Origin of the sequence: Curtobacterium sp. 320 (assembly GCF_031455235.1) — a bacterium.
In the GTDB taxonomy this organism is placed as follows: Bacteria; Actinomycetota; Actinomycetes; order Actinomycetales; family Microbacteriaceae; genus Curtobacterium.
Genome location: NZ_JAVDSI010000004.1, coordinates 233134 through 253425, shown reverse-complemented (window position 1 = coordinate 253425; position 20292 = coordinate 233134). Strand labels below are relative to the sequence as shown.

The window sequence follows — 20292 nt, the reverse complement described above, 5'->3', positions numbered from 1 at the left end:
CCGGCCCGTGATCCTAGGGGGTGGACGTGTCGCGTTCGGAAACACCGGGGGCGTCCACCCGGGGACCGAGCGCGGACCGCGCAGCGTCGAGCGTCGCGGCGAGCCCGATCGAGTCGTCGAGCGAGTGCAGCGGCGACTCCGTGCGCCCCTCGGCGACGTACTGCGCGAGCGCCGCGGTCTGCCAGACGAGGCCCTGTCTGCCACGGAGGCCGCTCTCGTCCTCCCAGTGCGCCGCCTCCGCGCCGTGGTGCAGCGCGAAGGACGCCGGGAACACGAAGTGGTCGGTGTACCGCACGGTGGCCGTGCTCGCCGCGATGACCGCGAGTCCGGGCGTCCACGCCGTCATCGTCGTGGTCACCACGGCCTGCGCGCCGCCGGCCGACGTCGACACGGTGACGGACTGGAGGTCCACCCCGCGTCCGGAGACCGCTCCCGTCGTGCTGCTGGTCACCGGGGCGCCGGTGGCGAACCGTGCGAACCAGTGCCCGTAGACACCGGCATCGAGGAGGGCGCCGCCGCCGGCGGCGGGGTCGAACATGCGGTCGGCGGGGTCGGGGTCGTGCGGCCAGCCGACGTCGACGGACACGAGTCGGACGTCGCCGAGGGCGCCGTCGGCGAGGAGCCGTGCGACGACGGTGGTCCCCGGGAGGTACCGGGTCCACATCGCCTCCATCGCGAACACCCCGGCGCTGCGGGCGGCCTCGGCGAGGGTGCGGGTGTCCGCCTCCGATGTGGTCATCGGCTTCTCGACGAGGACGTGCTTGCCCGCGGCGATCGCGAGGAGCGCGTGGCCGAGGTGCTGCGGGTGCGGTGAGGCGACGTAGACGACGTCGACGGCGGGGTCGGCGACGAGGGCCTCGTACGAGCCGTGCACGCCGGGGATCCCGTGTCGCCGGGCGAAGGCGGCGGCGCGTTCGGGGGAGCGGGAGCCGACGGCGACGACGCGCTGGTCGGAGTTCGCGTGGAGCGTCGACGTGAAGTCGCCCGCGATCTCGCCGGGACCGATCACGCCCCACCCGAGCCTCGGCCCGCCTCGCAGCGGCGCAACACCAGGTTCCGGGAACACCATCGTCATGCGCCCGACGCTACCGCGATGTGCGCCCACGAGGGCCCCGCCCCGACCGCCCCCGGAGGGAAGGTCGGCGAAGCCGACATCGCGGGCAGCCGCCTGAGCGAAGCGAAGTCGCCTGCTTCCGCGGGGATGTCACTGTGCCCCCAGGAGGATTCGAACCTCCGCCCCTGCCTCCGGAGGGCAGTGCTCTATCCCCTGAGCTATGGGGGCCCTGGGTGGAACCAACCGTAGCAGGTCCGCACGGCTGTCCGAGACCACGCGTGTCGCGCCCGGTCCTTCCCAGAACGTGCGCGATGGGAAGCGGAATCGGGCGTACCTGGTCGGAAGAACTCACCGGGTACGCCCGTTCCCGCCAGGTACGCGGGTGACCAGCTGACGGACGGGAGGCGCGGGGCCGCGTCTCCCTTCCTCCTGGTGGGCGCGGGGCGCGCTCGAGCCCGGTCTTTCCCAGGACGCGCGCGATGGCAAACGAGATCGGGCGTACCTGTTCGAAAGAATCGACGAAGTACGCCCGTTCCCGCCAGGTACGCGGGTGACGAGCTGACGGACGGGAGGCGCGGGGCGGGGCCGCACTGCGCCTCCCGTCCGTCTGGTGGGTACGGCGGGCGCGGGGCGCGCTCGGTGCCGGTCTTTCCCAGATCGCGTGCGATGGCAAGCGAGATCGGGCGTACCTGGTCGAAGGAGCTCACCGGGTACGCCCGATCCCATCAGGTACGCGGCGGACGGATCAGCCGGCCGGCGTCGCGGACGCGCTCGGCTGCACGACGCTCCGCACCGCGTCGACGACCGGCTGCGCGCCGCCGGGCTCGGTGAAGAGGGTGGAGGTCGCGGTGATCCAGTACGGGTCGGCGAAGGCGTCCGCGCGCCCGACGCCGTCGGTGAGCGAGAAGTACCCCTCGACCCGGTAGGTCGGCACGGATCCGCCCCGTTCGTAGAGCGCGTCCTTGAGGTTCGTGAGCGACTTCTCAGGCAGGTCGGCGACGGCGACCGTGATCGTGATCGAGGCGTCGTCGTTCGCGCTCCAGTGGCACACGCGACCGCGCTGCTCGGCGATGCGCGCCGCCGGGGTCCCCTTCTCCGGCGTGAAGTCGTCGTCGAGGGTGAACGTCTTCCCGTAGACGGACAGGGCGTCGGTGGGCAGGAGCTCGGTGCACGTCTGTGCGACCCATTTCCCGATCGGACCCGCCGTGGCGCTCGGCGTGGCGCCGTCCGAGCCGCCGCCGGAGCACCCCACCAGGGCGACGGACGCGGACACGGTGAGGAGGGCGACGCTGATCGCCCGGACGCGGCTGCGGGTGGTCATCCCGACATGATGGTGCATCGACCGGGGAGGACCTGTGCGTCCCGGTAGACTCGACCCTCGTGACTCCTGCCGAACTCTCCGCCGCGTACCTGTCGATCCTGACCGGGATCGTCGAGCGACGAGGCGCGTCCGACACCGTGACCATCGAGGAGTCCCACGCGGCACTCGAACGTCCGAAGAACCGCGCGCACGGCGACTGGGCCTCGAACGCGGCGATGCAGCTCGCGAAGCGGCTCGGCACGAACCCGCGCGAGCTCGCGACGGAGATCGCCGGCGAGCTGACCGAGCTCGACGGCGTGGACTCGGTCGACGTCGCGGGCCCCGGCTTCATCAACATCACGCTCGAGGCCGCCGCTGCCGGCGAGATCGCGCGCACGATCGTCGAGGGCGGCGAGTCCTTCGGGCACGGCGACCTGTACGACGGCGTGCGGATCGACCTCGAGTTCGTGTCCGCGAACCCGACCGGGCCGATCCACATGGGCGGCGTGCGCTGGGCCGCGGTGGGCGACAGCCTCGCGCGGGTGTTCCAGGCGCAGGGCGGCCTCGTCACCCGCGAGTACTACTTCAACGACCACGGCGCGCAGATCGACCGCTTCGCCCGCTCCCTCGTCGCGTCGGCGCTCGGCGAGCCCACGCCCGAGGACGGCTACGGCGGCGCGTACATCGCCGAGATCGCGGCGCGTGTGATCGCGACCCTCGACCCGTCGGTCGACGTCAAGGACCTGCCGCGCGACGAGGCGCAGGAGCTCTTCCGGCGCGAGGGCGTCGACTTCATGTTCGCCGACATCAAGTCGTCGCTGCACGACTTCGGCGTCGACTTCGACGTGTACTTCCACGAGAACGCCCTGCACGAGTCGAAGGCCGTCGAGCGCGCCATCGAGCGACTGCGCTCGGCGGGCGTGATGTACGAGGCCGAGGGTGCCGAGTGGCTCCGGACCACCGACTTCGGCGACGACCGCGACCGCGTCGTCATCAAGTCCGACGGCGAGCCGGCGTACATCGCGGGCGACCTGGCGTACTACCTCGACAAGCGCGAGCGCGGGTTCGAGCGGAACCTCATCATGCTCGGCGCGGACCACCACGGCTACGTCGGCCGGATGATGGCGATGTGCGCCGCGTTCGGGGACGAGCCGGGCAAGAACCTCGAGATCCTCATCGGGCAGATGGTCAACCTGCTCAAGGACGGCGAACCGATGCGCATGTCGAAGCGCAACGGCACGATCGTCACGATGGAGGACCTCGTCGACGCCGTGGGCGTGGACGCGGGCCGGTACGCGCTGGTCCGGTTCGCCAGCGACACCGCGATCGACATCGACCTCGACCTGCTCACGAAGCGCACGAACGACAACCCCGTGTTCTACGTGCAGTACGCCCACGCCCGCACGCAGTCCGTGGCCCGCAACGCCGCGAACGCCGGGGTGGACCGGTCGGCCTTCGACGCCTCGCTCCTGACGCACGACACCGAGGGGGCCCTGCTCGGCGCCCTGGCGGAGTACCCGCGCGTGGTGCGCCAGGCGGCCGAGCTCCGCGAGCCGCACCGTGTCGCGCGGTACATCGAGCAGCTCGCCGGGCTCTACCACCGCTGGTACGACGCCTGCCGGGTCACGCCCCTCGGCGACGAGCCCGTGACCGACCTGCACCGCACCCGCCTCTGGCTGAACGACGCCACCGGCCAGGTCGTCCGCAACGGGCTGGGCCTGCTCGGCGTGACGGCGCCGGAGCGCATGTAGCGGTCGTCGTGCGCGCGGCGCGCCGGGCGCACGCCGCGCCTCCAGGCTCGCTGCCGGGGCCACCTGGCAAGGTGGGACGCATGTCCGCCGCAACCGTGACCCCCCGGAAGCGCCGTCGCTGGCCCGTCGTGCTGATCGTCGTCGTGGTCGTCGTCGCCGCGCTCGTCGTGATCGCCGAGTTCGTCCTCCGCGGGGTCGTCGACCGCATCATCGCCCAGCAGGTCGAGCAGTCGCTGCCGTCCGGCGCCACCGGCGAGGTCGAGGCGCACGCGAAGGGCATCGTCATCCCGCAGCTGATCGGCGGGCAGCTCGACGAGGTCGAGATCTCCTCCGAGAAGCTCACGATCGACGGCATCCCGCTCGCCGCCGACGTCACCGCGCGTGACGTGCCCGTCGACGGGAAGGGCGACGTGCGCGACGTCGACGGCCACGTCCGGCTCGCGGCCGCGTCCGTGAAGGACCTGTCGAAGTACAGCCCGCTGTTCGACCGGCTCAGCCTCGTCGACGGCGGCGTGGAGCTCTCCGGCAAGACCGCGGTCCTCGGCTACGACATCACCTACGCGGCGAAGGGCGACGTCGCCGCGCAGGACGACGGCAAGGGCATCACGATCACGCCGAAGACGGTGCGGATCACGAACTCGTCGCTCGGCCTCAAGGTGGACTCGATCCCGGGCGTCACGAACGTCCCCGTCGAGGTCTGCACGGCGCAGTTCCTGCCGTCGGGGCTCCTCGTGCGGTCGCTCGACGTGACCGCCTCCGAGGCGACGGTGCGCGTCACGGCCGACTCGCTGCCGCTCAACGAGGCGGGGCTGCAGACGGTCGGTTCGTGCGGTTGAGCACGTGGCTGCGTCACACAGTCAGGAGGCGCGGCTCGGCTCGGTAGGATCGGGTCCCGTGAGCGAGAACCCCCTTGCCCCGCAGCACCTGCGGTTCCCGACGGACGCCTCCGCGCTGACCGCGCGGATCTGGCCCGCCTCCGCGACCCGGACCGACGACGGCGAGCTCGTCGTCGGCGGAATCGCCGCGTCCGACCTGGTCGCGCAGTTCGGCACGCCGCTGTACGTGGTCGACGAACGCGACGTGCAGTCCCGGGCGGTACGGGTGCGGAACGCCTTCACCGAGGCGTTCGAGCGGATCGGCACCCGGGCGCACGTCTACTACGCCGGCAAGGCGTTCCTGACGACGCAGGTCGCGGCGTGGATGGTCGAGGCCGACCTCCGCGTCGACGTGTGCACCGGCGGCGAGCTCACGGTGGCCCTGGCCGGGGGAGTCGACCCGGCGCTGCTCGGCTTCCACGGCAACGACAAGTCGGACGCCGAGATCGCCCGCGCGGTCGAGGTCGGCGTCGGCACCATCGTCCTCGACAGCCACGAGGAAGTGCAGCGCGTCGCCCGTGCCGCGGCCGATGCCGGGGTCGTGCAGCGCGTGCGCATCCGGATCAACAGCGGGGTGCACGCGTCGACGCACGAGTACCTGGCGACCGCGCGCGAGGACCAGAAGTTCGGCATCCCCCTGACCGAGGCCGTCACCGCTGCCGAGGCCGTCCGCGCCGAGCCGTCGCTCGCCTTCGTCGGCCTGCACTCGCACATCGGCTCGCAGATCTTCGACGAGTCCGGCTTCCGCGAGGCTGCGCGGCGCCTGATGGACGTGCACGCCACGCTCGTGGCGACCGGTCCGGTGCCGGAGCTCAACCTCGGCGGCGGCTGGGGCATCGACTACACCGAGGCAGACTCGGCGTTCGAGCCGGAGGACGTCGCCGACGCGCTCGCGACCATCGTGGCCGAGGCCTGCGCCGAGCGGGACATCCCGGTCCCCGAGATCGCGGTCGAGCCCGGCCGGTACATCGTCGGGCCCGCGGGCATCACGCTCTACCGCGTCGGCACCATCAAGCCCGTGACGCTCTCGGACGACGAGCAGGAGCCCGCCACCCGGACGTACGTGTCGGTCGACGGCGGCATGAGCGACAACGCCCGACCCGCGCTCTACGGCGCCGACTACACGGCTCGGCTGGCCCGGATGTCCGACGCCCCCGCGGTCCTCACCCGGGTGGTCGGGAAGCACTGCGAGTCCGGCGACATCGTCGTGAACGACGAGTACCTGCCCGGTGACGTGCACCGCGGGGACATCCTCGCCGTGGCCGCCACCGGTGCGTACTGCTGGAGCCTGGCGAGCAACTACAACCACGTCGGACGCCCGCCGGTCGTGGCGGTCGCCGACGGCGTACCCCGTATCCTCGTGCGTGGCGAGTCGATCGACGACCTCCTCGCCCGCGACACCGGGGTGGTCCCGGGGGCCTGAGCCCCTCGGACGACCCGACTCCCCACGAACAGGACCCGCACCAGATGATCGAATACCGCAACGTCCGCGTCGCGCTGCTCGGAGCCGGCTCGGTCGGTTCCCAGGTGGCGCGGCTGCTCCTCGAACACAGCGACGAGCTCGCCTCGCGCGCCGGGGCCGGCTTGGAGCTCGTCGGGATCGCGGTGCGCGACCTCGACGCCCCGCGCGACGTCGACCTGCCGAAGGAGCTCTTCACGACGGACGCGGCGTCGCTCATCCTCGGCGCGGACATCGTCGTCGAGCTGATCGGCGGCATCGAGCCGGCACGGACGCTCGTGCTCCAGGCGCTGCAGTCCGGCGCCGACGTCGTCACGGGTAACAAGGCCCTCCTGGCGACCCACGGCCCGGAGCTCTTCGCGGTCGCCGAGCAGGTGGGCGCGCAGCTCTACTACGAGGCAGCCGTCGCCGGCGCGATCCCGATCATCCGACCGCTGCACGACTCCCTCGCCGGTGACCGCATCGAGCGCATCATGGGCATCGTCAACGGCACGACCAACTTCATCCTCGACCTGATGGACCGCGAGGGCTCGACGTTCGAGGACGCCCTCGCGACCGCCACCGAGCTCGGGTACGCCGAGGCCGACCCGACCGCCGACATCGAGGGCTACGACGCCGCGCAGAAGGCCGCGATCCTGGCGTCGCTCGCGTTCCACACCTCGGTGCCGCTCGCCGCCGTCCACCGCGAGGGCATCACCTCGGTGACGATCGAGCAGGTCCGGGCCGCGCGCAAGGCCGGGTACGTCGTGAAGATCCTCGCGACGGCCGAGCGCCTGACCGACGAGCAGGGCACCGAGGGCGTCAGCGCCCGCGTGTACCCGGCCCTCGTGCCGGAGTCGCACCCGCTCGCGAGCGTGCACGGGGCGAAGAACGCCGTGTTCGTCGAGGCCGAGGCCGCCGGTGACCTGATGTTCTACGGCGCCGGTGCCGGCGGGGTCGAGACCGCCTCGGCCGTCCTCGGCGACCTGGTGTCCGCCGCACGCCGACACGTCATCGGTGGCCCCGGCATCGCCGAGTCGACCCAGTCCGCGCTGCCGGTCTTCCCGATCGGCACCGTCCGCACGCGCTACCAGATCACGCTGCACGTCACGGACGCCCCGGGTGTGCTGTCGACCGTCGCGGGCGTCCTCGCGAAGCACGGCGTCAGCGTCGAGACCGTCGAGCAGACCGTGGCCACCGGGTCCGACGCGACCGCGACCCTCGTCATCGGCACGCACCTGGCGCGCGAGTCCGACCTCGCCGCGACGGTGGTCGCCCTCCGCAACGAGGACGTCGTCGCCGAGGTCACGAGCGTCCTCCGCGTCGTCGGCGCCTGAGCCGCGCCCGACCGAACTCCAGAACCGACAAGAAGGGGAGCCTCATGGCCCACCAGTGGCAGGGTGTCCTGCGCGAGTACGCCGACCGTCTCGACGTCACCGAGGCGACGCCCGTCGTCACGCTCGGTGAGGGCGGGACCCCGCTCATCCCGGCGCGCCGCCTGTCCGAGCGCACGGGGGCCGAGGTCTACGTCAAGTTCGAGGGCATGAACCCGACCGGGTCGTTCAAGGACCGCGGCATGACCATGGCGATCTCGAAGGCCGTCGAGCGTGGTGCGAAGGCCGTCATCTGCGCCTCGACCGGCAACACCAGCGCCTCCGCCGCCGCGTACGCCACGCACGCCGGCATCACCGCCGCGGTGCTCGTGCCCGAGGGCAAGATCGCCATGGGCAAGCTCAGCCAGGCCGTCGCCCACGACGCCCAGCTGCTGCAGGTGCAGGGCAACTTCGACGACTGCCTCGACATCGCGCGCGACCTCGCCGCGAACTACCCGGTGCACCTGGTGAACTCGGTCAACAACGACCGCATCGAGGGGCAGAAGACCGCCGCGTTCGAGGTCGTCGACGTCCTCGGTGACGCGCCCGACTTCCACTTCCTGCCGGTCGGCAACGCGGGCAACTACACGGCGTACTCCCGCGGCTACCGCGAGGACGTGGCCGCCGGTCGATCGTCCAGGCTCCCGCGCATGTTCGGCTTCCAGGCCGCGGGCTCGGCCCCGATCGTCCGCGGCGAGGTCGTCCGCAACCCGGACACCATCGCGTCCGCGATCCGCATCGGCAACCCGGCCTCGTGGGAGTTCGCGCTCGAGGCCCGTGACGAGACCGACGGCTACTTCGGTGCCATCACCGACGAGGCGATCCTCGCCGCGCACCGCATCCTCTCCGCCGAGGTCGGCGTCTTCGTCGAGCCCGCCTCGGCCATCGGCGTCGCCGGGCTCCTCGAGCGTGCCGACGCCGGCGTCGTGCCGAAGGGCGCGAAGGTCGTCATCACGGTGACCGGCCACGGCCTCAAGGACCCGCAGTGGGCCCTCCGCACGCAGGACGGCGGCGAGGTCACCCCGACGAGCGTCCCGGTCGACACCAAGTCGGTCGCCGACGTGCTCGGACTGGTCGGCGCCGAGTGAGCCCCGACCGCTCGTCCGGACCGGGGGAGGGCATGACCGCCCAGATCGCTGTACCGGCCGGACGGGCGGTCCGCGTACGGGTCCCGGCGACCTCCGCGAACCTCGGACCGGGGTTCGACTCCCTCGGCCTCGCCCTGTCGCTCTACGACGAGGTCGTCGTCCGGGTCCGGCCCGAGCCCGGCGCGACCGTCACGGTCGACGGTGTCGGCGCGGGTGAGGTCGCCACCGACGACACGAACCTCGTCGTCCGCGCCGTGCGCCGCGGGCTCGAGCACGCCGGCGTCGCACTGCAGCCCGGCCTCGAGCTGCACGCGGTGAACGCCATCCCGCACGGCCGCGGCATGGGGTCCTCGGCGGCCGCGATCGTCGCCGGGCTGATGGCCGCGCGCGGGTTGCTCGAGGGCGTCGTCGACCTCGACGCCTCGACCCTGCTCACGCTCGCGACCGAGATGGAGGGGCACCCGGACAACGTCGCGCCGGCGCTCTTCGGCGGGCTGACCATCGCGTGGATGACGGCGGAGGGCCCGGCGTACAAGCGCCTGCTCGTCCACCGCGGTGTCTCGCCGGTGGTCTTCGTGCCGACCTCGACGCTCTCGACGAAGCTCGCGCGCTCCCTGCAGCCGGCGAGCGTCCCGCACGAGGACGCCGCGTTCAACGTGTCCCGCTCCGCCCTGCTCGTCGCCGCGCTCATCCAGAGCCCCGAGCTGCTCCTGGCGGCGACCGAGGACCGGTTGCACCAGGCCTACCGTGCCAGCGCCATGCCGGAGACCGACGCCCTCATCGGCCTGCTGCGGCAGCACGGCCTGGCGGCGGTCGTCTCCGGAGCCGGCCCGAGCCTCCTGGTCCTCGGCAGCGACCCCGCGCAGCGACTCACCGCGGCCGACCTCGTGTCGCGACACGGGGAATCCGACTGGCGGGCGCTCATGCTGGCCGTCGACCTCGGTGGTGCTACAGTGGTGCCGCACTCGGCGCTCCAAGCCGAACCCGCGTAGGCAGCAGGAACTTCCTCGCCATGCTGGGTCCGGTGCGCGGGGGCAATCTCTTTCTGATCACCGAATCCCGGTCCGTCGTCTGAACGGCGGTCGATGCATACCCGTGCATCCGGGACGGTGGAAACTCTCCGCGTTCTGCGGTTCGAAAGGAAACACCGACCTTGACGAACGTCAACGACTCCACCCAGGTGGAGATCCCCAGCGATCTGCGCGCCCTCCGGCTCCCGGAACTCCAGCGCATCGCCTCCTCCCTCGGCATCACGGGGCTCTCGAAGCTCCGCAAGGGTGACCTCATCGCCTCGATCGAGGACAAGCGTCCCGTGACGGACGACGCTTCCGCCGAGCCGGCCGCACCCGCGGTCGAGGCCCCCGTGGCCGAGCAGCCGACGCTGCCGGAGCCGACCGAGGCACCCGCAGCACCCGCCGCTGAGGCCGTCGCCGACGCACCGGCAGCCACCGAGGCCCCGGCCGAGCAGCCGGCGTCCTCGCGGGCCCGCCGTTCGCGCCGTGCCTCGTCCGGCGGCACCGTGAGCGCGGCGCCGACCTCGGCCGCCGAGCACACCAACCACGGTCAGACCGGCACCGAGGACCTCCTCGCCGGGCTCGACCAGGTCCGCGCCGAGAAGGACGCCCAGGAAGCCGCGCAGACCGGCGGCCAGCGTCGTGGCCGCGGGCAGCGCGACCAGCAGAACGGCCAGCAGGCCGAGCGAACCGAGCAGACGCCGGACCAGGCCGAGCAGCCGGCCCAGCCGGACGCCGCGGGCGACCAGCAGGAGCAGTCCGCGCACGGCACCGAGTCGGGCGACCAGAACGACCAGCAGGGCGAGGGCGGCTCGCGCCGCGGTCGTCGCAGCCGTGGTCGCGGTCGTGGCCGTGGCCAGAACGCCGAGAACGGCGAGCAGGGCGGCGACCAGAACGGTCGCGACAACGCCCCGAAGACCGACGCGGCCCAGAAGAACGGCCAGAACGGCCAGGGCCAGCAGGGCGAGCAGAAGAACGCCCAACAGGACGACAAGAACGAGCAGAAGCAGAACGGCCAGCAGCAGAACGGCCAGCAGAAGCAGCAGGGCCAGCAGGGTCAGCAGAAGCAGCAGCAGGCCCAGCAGAACGCCGACGAGACCGAGGGCGGCCGCAGCCGTCGCCAGCGTGACCGCAAGCGCGGCCGCGGCGGGCAGAACGACGAGTTCGAGCCGGAGATCACCGAGGACGACGTCCTCATCCCGATCGCGGGCATCCTCGACGTCCTCGACAACTACGCCTTCGTGCGCACGACCGGCTACCTGCCGGGCCCGAACGACGTCTACGTCTCCCTCGGCCAGGTGAAGAAGTACCACCTGCGCAAGGGCGACGCGGTCGTCGGTGCGATCAAGCAGCCGCGCGACAACGAACAGCAGAGCCGCCAGAAGTACAACGCGCTCGTGAAGGTCGACTCGGTCAACGGGCAGACCGCCGACGAGGCCGCCGCGCGCGTCGACTTCCAGGACCTCACCCCGCTGTACCCGAACGAGCGTCTCCGCCTCGAGACCGAGCCGTCGAAGCTCAGCACGCGGATCATCGACCTCGTGTCGCCGATCGGCAAGGGCCAGCGCGGTCTGATCGTGTCCCCGCCGAAGGCCGGCAAGACGGTCGTGCTGCAGGCCATCGCCAACGCGATCGCGAAGAACAACCCCGAGGCGCACCTCATGGTCGTCCTCGTGGACGAGCGGCCCGAAGAGGTCACCGACATGCAGCGCACGGTGAAGGGCGAGGTCATCGCCTCGACCTTCGACCGTCCGGCAGAAGACCACACGACGGTCGCCGAGCTCGCCATCGAGCGTGCGAAGCGTCTCGTCGAGCTGGGTCACGACGTGGTCCTGCTCCTCGACTCGATCACCCGTCTGGGCCGCGCCTACAACCTGGCGACGCCGGCCTCCGGTCGCGTGCTCTCCGGTGGCGTCGACTCGTCCGCCCTCTACCCGCCGAAGCGCTTCTTCGGCGCCGCGCGCAACATCGAGGACGGCGGCTCGCTGACCATCCTCGCGACGGCGCTCGTCGAGACCGGGTCGAAGATGGACGAGGTGATCTTCGAGGAGTTCAAGGGCACCGGCAACATGGAGCTCCGCCTCAACCGTCACCTCGCCGACAAGCGGATCTTCCCGGCCGTCGACGTCAACGCGTCCGGCACCCGTCGCGAGGAGCAGCTGCTCTCCGCCGACGAGGTCAAGATCACGTGGCGCCTGCGCCGTGCCCTCGCCGGGCTCGACCCGCAGCAGGCCCTCGAGATCGTGCTGCGGAACCTCAAGGAGACGCAGTCGAACGTCGAGTTCCTGGTCCAGGTGCAGAAGTCGGTCCCCACGACCGGTGGGCACCACAACGGTCACCAGGAGTAACGCGTGTTCGAGTCGGTGGCAGGGCTGCTGGCGGAACACGAGGACCTGACGCAGCAGCTGTCGGACCCCGCGCTCCACGCCGATGCGGCCCGGGCGAAGAAGGTGAACCGGCGGTACGCCGAGCTCAACCAGATCAAGTCCGCGTACGAGTCCTGGAAGGCGGCGGGGGACGACCTCGCCGCCGCCCAGGAGCTCGCGCGTGAGGACGAGGCGTTCGCGGACGAGGTCCCGGCGCTCGAGGAGCAGCTGTCGGAGCGCCAGGAGCGTCTCCGCCGGCTGCTCATCCCGCGCGACCCCGACGACGGGCGCGACGTGATCATGGAGATCAAGGGCGGCGAGGGCGGCGAGGAATCGGCGCTCTTCGCGGCCGACCTCCTGCGCATGTACTCGCACTACGCCGAGTCCAAGGGCTGGAAGATCGAGATGCTCGAGCGCACCGAGTCCGACCTCGGTGGCTACAAGGACGTCCAGGTCGCGATCAAGTCGAACGCGACCGATCCGTCCCAGGGCGTCTGGGCGCACCTCAAGTACGAGGGCGGCGTGCACCGTGTGCAGCGTGTGCCGGCGACCGAGTCGCAGGGGCGCATCCACACCTCGACGACCGGCGTGCTCGTCTTCCCCGAGGTCGACGAGCCCGAAGAGGTCCAGATCAACCAGAACGACCTCAAGATCGACGTCTACCGGTCCTCCGGGCCCGGGGGACAGTCCGTCAACACGACCGACTCCGCGGTCCGCATCACCCACCTGCCCACGGGCATCACGGTGGCGATGCAGAACGAGAAGTCGCAGCTGCAGAACCGCGAGGCCGGCATGCGTGTCCTGCGTGCCCGCATCCTCGCGCGCCAGCAGGAGGAGCTCGACGCCATCGCCTCGGACGCGCGCAAGTCGCAGATCCGCGGCATGGACCGATCGGAGCGCATCCGCACGTACAACTTCCCGGAGAACCGCATCGCGGACCACCGCACCGGGTACAAGGCGTACGACCTGGACCGCGTCATGAACGGTGCGCTCGAGCCCGTCATCCAGTCCGCCATCCAGGCGGACGAAGAGGCACGACTGGCCGCCATCGGCGACCAGGACGCGTGAGCGACGTCCCCTCGGACGGCCTGGAGGCGCGACCCGCCTCCGACACGCCCGTCGCGTTCGCCGCGGACCGCCTCCTGCGCGAGGCGGCCGCGGCGTTCGACGCGGCCGGCGTCCCGACGCCGCAGGTGGACGCGGAACTGTTGCTCGCCTGGGCGACCGACACCTCGCGCGGCGCCGTGCAGGCCCGGGCGATGACCGGCGGTGCGATCGCCGCCGAGCACGTCGAGCGCTTCCGGCACGCCGTCGCCCGACGCGCCACCCGCGAGCCGCTCCAGCACATCACGGGCGAGGCGTACTTCCGTGCGCTGACCCTGGCCGTCGGACCCGGCGTGTTCGTCCCGCGGCCCGAGACCGAGGGCGTCGTGCAGTTCGGCATCGACGCACTCCGCGCAGTGTCCGTGCCGTCGCCGATCGCCGTCGACCTCGGGTCCGGCAGCGGCGCGATCGCCATCGCCATGGACACCGAGGTGCCGAACGCCGTCGTGTACGCGGTCGAACGCTCGCCCGAGGCGTTCCCGTGGACGCGGCGCAACATCGACGCGCACGGCGGGACGGTCCGCCTCGTCGAGGGTGACCTCGCCGACGCACTGCCCGAGCTGGACGGCACGGTGTCCGTCGTCGTGTCGAACCCGCCGTACGTGCCCGACGACGCGGTGCCGATCGACCCCGAGGTCCGCGACCACGACCCGGCCGTGGCGCTCTACGGCGGTCCGGACGGGCTCGACGCGGTGCGTGCCCTCGCCGACACCGCGTGGCGCCTGCTCGTCCCCGGGGGAGTCCTCGTCATCGAGCACGCCGAGCCGCAGGGCGCCGGCGTGCGCGAGGTCCTGGCGCGCCGGGGGTTCCGTTCCCCGGAGACGCACGTCGACCTGACGGGACGCGACCGCACGACCACGGCGACGCGCTAGGCGGGGTCGAGCCGCGCCTCCTGGCCCCGGTGTGGGCGCGTGCTCCTGTGGGCCGTTCCGCGCATGGTGGGCCGTTCCGCGCGTACCTGGTCGTTCGTTCCTGCCCGGTACGCGCGATTCCGCTTCCTACCGCACGCGTGATGGGAAAGATCGCGCAGCGGTCCGGGCCTGGAGGCGCGGATCACCTCCGCCGGTCAGCCCGCCGCCGTGAGTCGGTGCCGTTCCGCGCATGGTGGGCCGTTCCGCGCGTACTTGGTCGTTCGTTCCTGCCCGGTACGCGCGATTCCGCTTCCTACCGCACGGGTGATGGGACGTTCGCGCTGCGGTCCGGCTGCTCCGCGACGGGCGCGGCGGCGTGCTGCTCCGCGACGAAGGCGAGGACGGCTTCGCGCAGGTCGGTGTGCTCCTCGACGAGCACCGCGTGGATGCCGACGCTCTGCGCGCCCTCGACGTTGATCGGCATGTCGTCCGCGAAGAACGTGCGCTCGGCGGGCACGCCGTGGTGCTCGAGCGCGCGCCGGTAGACCTCCGGCTCGGGCTTGCGCGCCCCGAAGTTGCTCGTGGTGTCGAGGTGCTCGCCGAAGACGGGCGCGAGGGACGGCGCCCAGCGGTGGATCCACCGGCCGGCCAGCGGTCCGTTGTTCGTCAGGAGGCCGACGCGACCGTGCTCGCTCGCGACGCGCACCGCCTCGATCCGATCGGGCAGCTCGGTCATCGCGGCGCCGCGGATCCGCGCCCACTCGGTCTCCGGGACGTCGCAGCCCATGGCCTCGGCGAAGGCGGCGAGGTACTCGTCGCCGTCGGCGTACCCGCCGGCCTCGGCGCGCTGCTCGTTGCCGCAGTCCCACCACCGACGACGGAGCTCCGCGAACTCGTGCCCGGTGAACTCGGCGAGTGCGGCCATCCGCACCTGCCAGTCGTACCGGACGAGGACCTCGTCCATGTCGAAGAGGAACAGGAGGCGGGGCGCAGGGGACTCGTTCACGATGCCACCCATTGTGTCGCACTATCATCGTCGAGTCATGGCATCCCGATACGACTGCACCGACTCCGACGGGCTCCTGACCGGGATGCGGCTCGCACGTGCCGCACTCGGGCGCGGAGAGCTCGTCGTGGTCCCCACCGACACCGTCTACGGCGTGGCCGCGGACGCCTTCAGCGCTGCCGCCGTCCAGCGACTGCTCGACGCGAAGGGACGCACCCGGCAGTCGCCGCCGCCGGTGCTCATCCCCGGACCGCCGACCCTGGACGCGCTCGCGAGCGACATCCCGCAGCAGGTGCGCGACCTCGTCGACGAGTTCTGGCCCGGCGGCCTCACCGTGATCCTCCGCGCTCAGCCGTCCCTCGACTGGGACCTCGGCGAGACGCGGGGCACCGTGGCGCTCCGGATGCCGGACTCGCGGATCGCGCTCGAACTCCTGCAGGAGGTCGGTCCGCTCGCGGTGTCCTCGGCGAACACGACGGGGGACCCGGCCGCGATGGACGCCGACCAGGCCGAGGCGATGCTCGGCGACAGCGTCGCGGTGTACCTCGACGGGGGCTCGCTCGAGCCGCACGAGGGGTTCGCGGAGTCGACCGGTTCGACGATCGTCGACGCCACGGGACTCTCCGACGGCGGCAAGCTCCGGATCGTCCGCCACGGTGTGATCCCGGACGAGGAGATCACCAGGGTCGTCGGAGCCGACCTCGTCGGATGAAGTACTACCTGCTCGCCGGGGCCATCGCGGCCGTGGTGAGCTTCTGCGTCAGCTGGATCGTCTGGAAGCTGGGGCTGAAGTACAAGTGGTACCCGAAGGTCCGCGAGCGGGACGTGCACCGCACGCCGACGCCCCGGCTCGGCGGCATCGCGATGTACATCGGCGTCATCGTGTCCCTGCTCGCGGCGTGGTTCCTCTTCCCGTCGATCGCCGGCACGGACTACTTCAGGTTGGTGTTCTCCGAGCCGGGTCGTGTGCTGGCGGTGCTCGGGGGAGCGACGATCATCGTGGTCCTCGGTGTCGCCGACGACATCTGGGACCTCGACTGGATGACGAAGCTGGCCGGGCAGATCATCGCCGCGGGGATCCTCGCCTGGCAGGGCGTGGCGATCGTGTCGCTGCCGATCGGGAACACGCTCGGGGTCGGGTCGTCCTACATGAGCCTGATCTTCACCGTGCTGGCGGTGGTGCTCGTCATGAACGCGGTGAACTTCATCGACGGCCTCGACGGGCTCGTCGCCGGCGTGGCGATCATCGCCGGCGGCGTGTTCTTCCTCTACACGTTCTTCATCAACCGCGTGGTCGTGCAGACGGAGTTCTTCTTCAACCTGCCGTCACTGCTCACCGCCGTGCTCGTCGGTGCCTGCTTCGGCTTCCTCATCCTCAACTGGCACCCCGCGAAGCTCTTCATGGGGGATGCCGGCGCCCTGCTCGTGGGCTTCCTGATGGCCACCAGCGCGGTCTCGGTCACGGGCAACATCGACCCGGCTGCGGTGCAGACACGCCAGGCGCTGCTGCCGGCGTTCATCCCGATCCTGCTGCCGTTCGCGATCCTCATCGTGCCGATCCTCGACTTCGGGCTCGCGGTCACGCGTCGGCTCAGCGCGGGCAAGTCCCCGTTCTCGGCCGACCGGAAGCACCTGCACCACCGCCTGCTCGACATGGGGCACTCGCACTTCCACGCCGTGCTCATCTTCTACGCGTGGACGGCCACCGTGGCGATCGGCTGCCTGCTGTTCCTCTTCGTGGACTGGTACTGGGTGGTCGTCTTCGTCGCCGTCGGCTTCATCGTCTGCGCCGTCGCCACCTTCGCCCCGCTCGGCCGCAAACGCGCCGAGTTCGCCGCACAGGTCGCCACCCGGTCCACCGCCGTGGTGGACGCCAGCCTCGACCCGCTCGACCGGGCCGCCAACGACCGCTCGATCCCAGGAGACAACTCGTGACCGCACCGAACGCGCTCGACCACGTCCGGCCGGTGTTCCGCCGCATCATCACCTGGGGCGCGCTCCTGGCCGTCGGTCTCGCCGTCGTCGGGGGAGTCGTCGGACTGCTCGTCGCCGGCGGTCCCGGGCTCGCCGGTGGCCTGCTCGGGGCCGTCCTCAGCGTCGTGTTCCTCGGACTGACCGCTGTGAGCGTGCTGGTTGCGCTGCGCGTCTCCAAGGGGCAGATGATCTCCGGCGCCTTCTTCGGGATCGTGATGGGCACGTGGCTGCTCAAGTTCGTCGTGTTCATCGTCGTGCTCGTCCTGCTGCGCGACCGCGCCTGGGTGGACTTCCCGGTGCTCGCGATCGCGATCATCGTCGGGGTCGTCGGCTCGCTCGTGATCGACGTGGTCGCGGTCGCGAAGGCCCGGATCCCGATCGGGGTCAGCCTTCCCGGAGACTCCGCGTCTCCTGAGAAGGACGCGCCCCGCAACTGAGAGCCCGGGAAGCCTCTCGCACCTGATAGGCTTCTCGGAGTCCGCGTCCGGAGCATTGCTCGGAGCGGACGAGCCTCCACAACGTCCACCATCGCGTGCCATGCGTGCGCGCGCCGACACAGGAGACAGCGCTGCTATCCCACGCTCTTCCCCTGTCCCTCACCGCTGCGGGTAACACCGTTGCGGCGGGGAGCAGCAAGGCCGCCGAGTTCCATGGTCCGTCGATCAACGAGTTCTTCCCGGATGCGATCTTCTTCGCCGGGACGCCCTTCGAGATCGACCGACTCGTCATCATCCGGTTCATCGCCGTCGCGGTCCTGCTGCTGATCGGCATCATCGGGACCCGTTCGCTCAAGCTCGTCCCCGGCCGCGGCCAGGCGCTCATCGAGTACGCGTTCGACGTCGTCCGCCGGAACACCTTCGACAACCTGGGTGAGAAGGACGGCAAGCGGTTCCTCCCGCTGCTGGCCACGATCTTCTTCTCCGTGCTGTTCCTGAACCTCACGGGTCTGATCCCGGGGCTCAACCTGCAGGGCACCAGCCGTATCGCGTACCCGATGATCCTCGCGATCGTCGCCTACGTGGCGTTCATCTACGCGGGTCTGCGCAAGCACCCGGGCACCTTCCTCCGGAACTCGCTGTTCCCGCCTGGGGTCCCGTGGTACCTGTACATCATCGTGACGCCGATCGAGCTCGTCTCGACCTTCGTGCTCCGTCCGGTGACGCTGACCCTGCGACTCCTGATGAACATGGTCGTCGGCCACCTGCTGCTCGTCCTCTTCTTCGCTGCCACGCAGTTCTTCTTCTTCGACGCCTCGCTCGGTTTCAAGGCGTTCGGAGTCGGGACGCTCGCGTTCGGCATCGCGTTCAGTTTCTTCGAGATCCTGGTCGCGCTGCTGCAGGCGTACGTCTTCATGCTGCTGACCGCTGTGTACATCCAGCTCGCGCTGGCTGACGAGCACTGACCAACGACCTGAACTGACCCCCAATACGGCACGGCATCCGCCGGGCCGCATCCTGAAAGGAAAACACGTGGACGCAACGACCGTTCTCGCGGAAATCTCCGGCAACATCGCGACGGTGGGCTACGGCCTCGCGGCGATCGGCCCGGCCATCGGCGTGGGCATCGTCGTCGGCAAGACGATCGAGTCCGTCGCTCGCCAGCCGGAGCTCCAGGGCCGCCTGACGACCCTCATGTACATCGGTATCGCCTTCACCGAGGCCCTCGCCTTCATCGGTATCGCGACGTACTTCATCTTCACCAACTAAGGCCTCTCGATGCAGAACGCACTCATCATCGCGGCCGAGGAGACGCACAATCCCCTCGTACCGCCGCTGTACGACATCGTGTGGTCCGCGGTGGCGTTCGTCGTCATCCTGCTGGTCTTCTGGCGGGTCATCATCCCGCGGATCACGAAGATGCTCGACGAGCGCACCGAGGCCATCGAGGGTGGCATCAAGAAGGCGGAGGCTGCTCAGGAGCAGGCCGCTGCCGCGCTCGACGAGTACAACAAGCAGCTCGCCGAGGCCCGTGCCGAGGCATCGCGCATCCGTGAGCAGGCCCGTTCCGACGCGAACGCGATCGGCAACGAGCTCCGCGAGCAGGCGCAGGCCGATGCAGCACGCATCACCGCCAACGCGCAGGCACAGATCGAGGCCGAGCGTCAGAGCGCGCTCCAGTCGCTCCGGACCGAGGTGGGCACCCTCGCCCTCGACCTCGCCTCCGGCGTGATCGGGGAGTCGCTCAAGGACGACGCCAAGTCGACCGCGGTCGTGGACCGGTTCCTCGCTGACCTCGAAGCCTCGCAGGGTTCGTCGGCATCGTCGGCCGGGGAGCGCTGAGCATGCGCAGCGCCACCAGGGAAGCACTGGCGTCGACGAGGGCGGTGCTCGCCGACCTCGGCGGTGCGGCCGACCTCGCCGCCGGTGCCGAGATCCTCGCCGCAGGGCGTGCGATCGCCGGTGCGCCGCAGCTGCTCGGTCTGCTGTCCGACCCGACGGCCGACCCGGCCGGCAAGAAGGTGGTCCTCGACCGCGTCTTCGCCGGCCAGTCGGCCGCGACGCGTGCGGTCCTGACCGCGGTGGCCGGCTCGCGCTGGTCCTCGCACCAGGACCTGCTCGTCGGCATCGAGGACGCGGGCATCCGCGCCGTCGCCGCCACGGCAGCGTCCGGCACGCCGATCGAAGCCGAACTGTTCTCCTTCGAGACCGCCGTCCGTTCGGACGCCGACCTCGAGCTGGCGCTGGGCACCAAGCTCGGCAGCCCGTCGGAGAAGAGCGCCCTCGTCGAGCGGCTGCTCGGCGGCAAGGCATCGGAGCAGACCATCGTGATCCTGTCGCACCTGGTGCAGCAGCCGCGTGGTCGTCGCATCGGTGAACTCGTCCGCGACGCCTCGCGCATCGTGGCCGAGCAGGCCGGCAAGCTCGTCGCGACGGTCATCACCGCGACGCCGCTCACGGACGGTCAGGCGGCTCGCGTCGCCCGTGCCCTCGCGGAGCAGCACGGCAAGGGCATCAGCATCAACCACGTGGTCGACCCCTCGGTCGTCGGCGGGGTCCGGGTGCAGATCGGCGGCGACGTCATCGACGGCACCGTGTCCACGCGGCTCTCGGAGCTCCGGCTCCAGCTCGCCGGCTAGGCGTACCGTCGAAGCCGCTCCTC

General features: G+C 71.0%; 19 protein-coding genes and 1 tRNA gene. 16 read left to right on the top strand and 4 right to left on the bottom strand.

Features of this window, described 5'->3' with window-relative positions:
• Positions 1–13 precede the first annotated feature (13 nt).
• The 3 genes from J2X60_RS07990 to J2X60_RS07980 form a co-directional block, all read right to left on the bottom strand.
• Positions 14–1075, bottom strand: coding sequence for a Gfo/Idh/MocA family oxidoreductase (locus J2X60_RS07990; RefSeq protein WP_309887023.1), 1062 nt, complete (start codon positions 1073–1075; stop codon positions 14–16).
• A 135-nt stretch (positions 1076–1210) separates the two neighbouring features.
• Positions 1211–1282 (bottom strand) — tRNA-Arg (locus tag J2X60_RS07985).
• Positions 1283–1799: 517 nt separating this feature from the next.
• The gene (locus tag J2X60_RS07980) at positions 1800–2375 is read right to left on the bottom strand and encodes a hypothetical protein (protein WP_309887022.1); all 576 of its coding nucleotides are present in this window, start codon (positions 2373–2375) and stop codon (positions 1800–1802) included.
• 59 nt (positions 2376–2434) lie between these two features.
• Between J2X60_RS07980 and argS the strand changes: the two genes are divergently transcribed.
• The 9 genes from argS (at position 2435) to prmC (ending at position 14234) form a co-directional block, all read left to right on the top strand.
• A complete protein-coding gene (gene argS, locus J2X60_RS07975) occupies positions 2435–4105 on the top strand; it encodes an arginine--tRNA ligase (RefSeq protein ID WP_309887021.1) in 1671 nt (556 codons plus the stop codon).
• An 80-nt stretch (positions 4106–4185) separates the two neighbouring features.
• Positions 4186–4941, top strand: a complete 756-nt coding sequence (locus tag J2X60_RS07970; RefSeq protein ID WP_309887020.1) for an LmeA family phospholipid-binding protein — start codon at positions 4186–4188, stop codon at positions 4939–4941.
• A 58-nt stretch (positions 4942–4999) separates the two neighbouring features.
• Positions 5000–6403, top strand: coding sequence for a diaminopimelate decarboxylase (gene lysA / locus J2X60_RS07965; protein ID WP_309887019.1), 1404 nt, complete (start codon positions 5000–5002; stop codon positions 6401–6403).
• Positions 6404–6447: 44 nt separating this feature from the next.
• Entirely contained in the window at positions 6448–7755 is a 1308-nt protein-coding gene (locus tag J2X60_RS07960; RefSeq protein ID WP_309887018.1) for a homoserine dehydrogenase, read from the top strand.
• A gap of 44 nt (positions 7756–7799) precedes the next feature.
• The gene (thrC, locus tag J2X60_RS07955) at positions 7800–8879 is read left to right on the top strand and encodes a threonine synthase (protein ID WP_309887017.1); all 1080 of its coding nucleotides are present in this window, start codon (positions 7800–7802) and stop codon (positions 8877–8879) included.
• A 32-nt stretch (positions 8880–8911) separates the two neighbouring features.
• On the top strand, positions 8912–9871 hold the full coding sequence (gene thrB, locus J2X60_RS07950) for a homoserine kinase (protein WP_309779708.1): 960 nt from the start codon (positions 8912–8914) through the stop codon (positions 9869–9871).
• 161 nt (positions 9872–10032) lie between these two features.
• The gene (gene rho / locus J2X60_RS07945) at positions 10033–12240 is read left to right on the top strand and encodes a transcription termination factor Rho (protein ID WP_309887016.1); all 2208 of its coding nucleotides are present in this window, start codon (positions 10033–10035) and stop codon (positions 12238–12240) included.
• Between the two features lie 3 nt (positions 12241–12243).
• Entirely contained in the window at positions 12244–13326 is a 1083-nt protein-coding gene (gene prfA / locus J2X60_RS07940) for a peptide chain release factor 1 (RefSeq protein ID WP_070416296.1), read from the top strand.
• Positions 13327–13346: 20 nt separating this feature from the next.
• Entirely contained in the window at positions 13347–14234 is an 888-nt protein-coding gene (prmC, locus tag J2X60_RS07935) for a peptide chain release factor N(5)-glutamine methyltransferase (RefSeq protein WP_396127783.1), read from the top strand.
• Positions 14235–14526: 292 nt separating this feature from the next.
• Here the strand turns inward: prmC and J2X60_RS07930 are convergent, their stop codons facing one another.
• Positions 14527–15219 carry an HAD family phosphatase gene (locus tag J2X60_RS07930; RefSeq protein ID WP_309887015.1) on the bottom strand — a complete coding sequence of 231 codons (693 nt, stop codon included), beginning with the start codon at positions 15217–15219 and terminating at the stop codon, positions 14527–14529.
• Positions 15220–15256: 37 nt separating this feature from the next.
• On the opposite strand from J2X60_RS07930, the gene J2X60_RS07925 reads away from it, so the two are divergent.
• From J2X60_RS07925 to J2X60_RS07895, 7 genes are all read left to right on the top strand, one after another.
• Positions 15257–15931 (top strand): L-threonylcarbamoyladenylate synthase, encoded by a 675-nt coding sequence (locus J2X60_RS07925; RefSeq protein WP_070416294.1) that lies wholly within the window; start codon positions 15257–15259, stop codon positions 15929–15931.
• The gene (locus J2X60_RS07920) at positions 15928–17154 is read left to right on the top strand and encodes an MraY family glycosyltransferase (protein ID WP_070416293.1); all 1227 of its coding nucleotides are present in this window, start codon (positions 15928–15930) and stop codon (positions 17152–17154) included. Before J2X60_RS07925 ends, J2X60_RS07920 begins: the two co-directional genes overlap by 4 nt.
• Positions 17151–17630: a hypothetical protein gene (locus J2X60_RS07915; protein WP_229085036.1), complete on the top strand. Its 480-nt coding sequence runs from the start codon at positions 17151–17153 to the stop codon at positions 17628–17630. The genes J2X60_RS07920 and J2X60_RS07915 overlap by 4 nt, the downstream gene beginning before the upstream one ends.
• A gap of 104 nt (positions 17631–17734) precedes the next feature.
• On the top strand, positions 17735–18595 hold the full coding sequence (gene atpB, locus J2X60_RS07910) for a F0F1 ATP synthase subunit A (RefSeq protein WP_374115161.1): 861 nt from the start codon (positions 17735–17737) through the stop codon (positions 18593–18595).
• Positions 18596–18662: 67 nt separating this feature from the next.
• Entirely contained in the window at positions 18663–18899 is a 237-nt protein-coding gene (gene atpE, locus J2X60_RS07905; protein WP_070416292.1) for an ATP synthase F0 subunit C, read from the top strand.
• A 9-nt stretch (positions 18900–18908) separates the two neighbouring features.
• A complete protein-coding gene (locus tag J2X60_RS07900; protein WP_070416291.1) occupies positions 18909–19472 on the top strand; it encodes a F0F1 ATP synthase subunit B in 564 nt (187 codons plus the stop codon).
• Positions 19473–19474: 2 nt separating this feature from the next.
• A complete protein-coding gene (locus J2X60_RS07895) occupies positions 19475–20269 on the top strand; it encodes a F0F1 ATP synthase subunit delta (RefSeq protein WP_070416290.1) in 795 nt (264 codons plus the stop codon).
• The last annotated feature ends 23 nt before the right edge of the window (positions 20270–20292 follow it).

Excerpts from the sequence above, each read along its gene's own strand:
- J2X60_RS07920 (WP_070416293.1), top strand. The coding sequence starts at position 15,928 with ATGAAGTACTACCTGCTCGCCGGGGCCATCGCGGCCGTGGTGAGCTTC.
- thrC (WP_309887017.1), top strand. The coding sequence starts at position 7,800 with ATGGCCCACCAGTGGCAGGGTGTCCTGCGCGAGTACGCCGACCGTCTC.
- J2X60_RS07900 (WP_070416291.1), top strand. The coding sequence starts at position 18,909 with ATGCAGAACGCACTCATCATCGCGGCCGAGGAGACGCACAATCCCCTC.
- J2X60_RS07980 (WP_309887022.1), bottom strand. The coding sequence starts at position 2,375 with ATGACCACCCGCAGCCGCGTCCGGGCGATCAGCGTCGCCCTCCTCACC.
- J2X60_RS07960 (WP_309887018.1), top strand. The coding sequence starts at position 6,448 with ATGATCGAATACCGCAACGTCCGCGTCGCGCTGCTCGGAGCCGGCTCG.
- J2X60_RS07970 (WP_309887020.1), top strand. The coding sequence starts at position 4,186 with ATGTCCGCCGCAACCGTGACCCCCCGGAAGCGCCGTCGCTGGCCCGTC.
- J2X60_RS07925 (WP_070416294.1), top strand. The coding sequence starts at position 15,257 with ATGGCATCCCGATACGACTGCACCGACTCCGACGGGCTCCTGACCGGG.
- thrB (WP_309779708.1), top strand. The coding sequence starts at position 8,912 with ATGACCGCCCAGATCGCTGTACCGGCCGGACGGGCGGTCCGCGTACGG.
- J2X60_RS07895 (WP_070416290.1), top strand. The coding sequence starts at position 19,475 with ATGCGCAGCGCCACCAGGGAAGCACTGGCGTCGACGAGGGCGGTGCTC.
- J2X60_RS07990 (WP_309887023.1), bottom strand. The coding sequence starts at position 1,075 with ATGACGATGGTGTTCCCGGAACCTGGTGTTGCGCCGCTGCGAGGCGGG.